Origin of the sequence: Zhongshania sp. (genome assembly GCF_041584495.1) — a bacterium.
In the GTDB taxonomy this organism is placed as follows: Bacteria; Pseudomonadota; Gammaproteobacteria; order Pseudomonadales; family Spongiibacteraceae; genus Spongiibacter.
The window spans coordinates 1-2,782 of record NZ_JBFHDY010000225.1 but is presented as its reverse complement, the minus strand read 5'-3'; the positions used below and the strand labels follow the sequence as shown (position 1 = coordinate 2,782).

At 53.3% G+C, this 2,782-nt stretch carries 3 protein-coding genes; 2 read left to right on the top strand and 1 reads right to left on the bottom strand.

All coding sequences use genetic code 11. The annotated features are described in order from the left end of the window. Positions 1 to 676: AraC family transcriptional regulator ligand-binding domain-containing protein (locus tag ABYP33_RS18420; protein WP_373092726.1), on the bottom strand; the 676-nt coding region annotated here is incomplete at its 3' end. Positions 677 to 855: 179 nt separating this feature from the next. On the opposite strand from ABYP33_RS18420, the gene ABYP33_RS18415 reads away from it, so the two are divergent. Beyond that, positions 856 to 1,599, top strand: a complete 744-nt coding sequence (locus ABYP33_RS18415; protein ID WP_373092724.1) for a hypothetical protein — start codon at positions 856 to 858, stop codon at positions 1,597 to 1,599. A gap of 65 nt (positions 1,600 to 1,664) precedes the next feature. Continuing rightward, positions 1,665 to 2,782 (top strand): iron-containing alcohol dehydrogenase (locus tag ABYP33_RS18410; protein WP_373092722.1); only part of this gene is annotated, 1,118 nt, incomplete at its 3' end.

The window sequence follows — 2,782 nt, the reverse complement described above, 5'->3', positions numbered from 1 at the left end:
GGGCCAGGGCTTGAACCCAATTTGCATCCAATTTGATCAGGGCATAATCGAGACAAGCGCGGTCTAAATACACGCAGCTGGTAGGCTGATCAAAGCGTAAACCGTCACCAAACTGCTGCTTTAACAAATCCAGGTCGGCGGGCTCGGCATAGCTGAAATGTGCAGCCCGTATTGGTATTGGCCGCACGCACACAGAATTCACAATCGCCGCCGCAACCGACAGGGATGAATCACTCAGGTAGCGCTGGGCGGCGCTCTCTGGCGCCAAAGGCTGCCAATCTAAACGAATAAATTCGCTCTCCCGGCGCACTTTAACCTCACCAATATCGCCCACTATTCGCAATACACTGGGCATGACATTGAGGTATTCACGAAAGGTAGTACAAGCAGAGCAGGCGTAGAGCTGGAGGTTCAAGCGGTTGACGTAGTCGATGCGACCAATATACAGACCAATATCTGGGTTTGCGACTTTTTGGGCCACCAGCTCATAAAGACGAAAAAGATCGTCCACAGGGTAACGCCGCTCGCGGTCTTCTAGCTCACTTAGCGTGCTATCCATCTCAATGAACAGTGCCGCAATATCAGCACCCAAGGCTTCCGCCGCCTGAAACAAGGCTTTAAAGGCCGAGCTATTTACTGCTCGCTCGGACGCTGCAGGCAACTCTGACACTGACATTATTATGGGCACTGCACAAAAATTTAAGTGTATGCGAGGCGCCCGCTACTGGGTAGACTTAATTCCGCGACGCCACCAACACGACCACTTAGCGCAGACTGCGCCGTAAACATAGACCTGAACCGACACTCGGCTATAATGTTTGTCTTGCTAACATTTCCGCTTACTCTGGAGGTTTCTTGCGCTGCTCATCACTCAACAACACTCATCACTCGCCATCGCCGGTCATAAAGGCGCTTAGCGTAGGTCTAATCATGCTCGCTGCGAGCAGTAATTTACAGGCAGAAGTCAACGTATCGACACACATCTCCACGATTGGCCCAGGCATTGAATTGGGTTATAAACTAAGCCCCGCTTTTGGTGTGCGGGCTGGCTGGCAACAATTTGAGACTGACTTTGATTTTAAGCCCGAGGACGAGAATGGCGTGCCCGGCGACGAATTGCGCTACGAGGGCGATTTAAACCTTAAAAATGGCAGTCTGCTGGTGGATTGGTACCCGTATAAAGGCCGGTTGCGGCTCACTGCAGGCCTGCTACTGAACAATAGCGGCACCAAGCTCACCACCAACTGCCAAACGAATACCGGCGGCGCAACGCTTGCTAATAGCTGCGAAATTGGCGGCGCCAGTGCCCCCGGCAACGATATTGGGGAGCTGCGTATTGCCATCGACTTTGAAGCAAGTATTGCGCCTTATATTGGCATTGGCTGGGCATTTCAGCGCGATAAGCAATGGTATTTTAATGCCGACGTAGGTGTCGCCTATTTAGGTGCAGCCGATGTCGACATTCAGTCCTCAGGCTCTTGCAATGACTCGAGTGCCTGCCGCGCCCAGCTCGATGATGAAGAACGAGAATTGGAAAAAGACATGGAATCTCTTGAGTTTTTCCCGGTCGCAAAATTGGGTATTGGCTACCGTTTCTAAAACCACATCGTATCGCCGTGAGAACCACATAATAATGATTTCACTGCTACGGAGGGAATCTGGGCATGAGCACATTTGAGTTCCACACCACTAAATCTATTATGGTTGAGCGCGACGCGGCTGCCAGTATCGCGTCGCGGATCTTGGGTATGCACTGCCATTCGGTACTAATTGTTACTGATCCCGGCGTGCTGGCCGCCCACTTACTCGACAATGCCCTTGCGACCTTTAAACAACTCAATGTTGCCGTCAGTGTGTTTTCCGACGTGCTGGCGGACCCACCAGAATCGGTCATTTATGCCGGCATCGCCGCCGCCAAAGCCGCCAACGCTGACTGTATTATTGGTTTCGGCGGCGGAAGCTCCATGGATGTTGCCAAGTTAATTGCCCTGCTTGCCTACGGCGGCCAAGCGCTTACTGACATCTATGGTGTCAACCAGGCAAAAGGGCCCCGTCTACCGTTAATACTGATACCAACCACCGCGGGCACCGGATCAGAAGTCACCGCCATTGCCATTGTTACCACCGGCGCAAATGAAAAAAAGGGCGTGGTGTCACCCTTGCTGTTACCTGATATTGCCCTACTCGACGCAAGACTAACACTCGGCTTGCCTCCCGCCGTTACCGCCGCCACCGGTATCGACGCCATGGTGCATGCCATAGAAGCCTATACCAGCAAACGCCTTAAAAACCCCATCTCAGACGCTTTGGCCAAAGATGCCCTGCGCTTGCTTGCCGCCAATATTCATACCGCCTGCGAACACGGCAATAATATTCAAGCACGGGAAAATATGCTGCTCGGCGCCTGCTTGGCGGGCATGGCCTTCGCCAACGCCCCTGTCGGCGGCGTGCACGCCCTAGCCTACCCCGTGGGTGCCCGCTTCCACGTTCCTCACGGTCTGTCTAATTCATTAATGCTAGGGCCGGTATTGCGCTTTAATATGAGCGAGGCTGAAGCCCTGTACGCCGAACTCGCCGAGGTGGTCTATCCCGCCGCCAGCGGCAGTAGCTTTCGCCGCGCCACCATGTTGATTGAATACCTGCAAACCCTGCCCGCTGAGCTGAGAATTGCCACGCGCCTTAGCGACGTCGGCATTAGTGAACAAGATGTCGACAGTTTGGCTGCAGACGCGATGAAGCAAACACGACTACTCATTAACAACCCTAGGGAAATAAGCTTGGC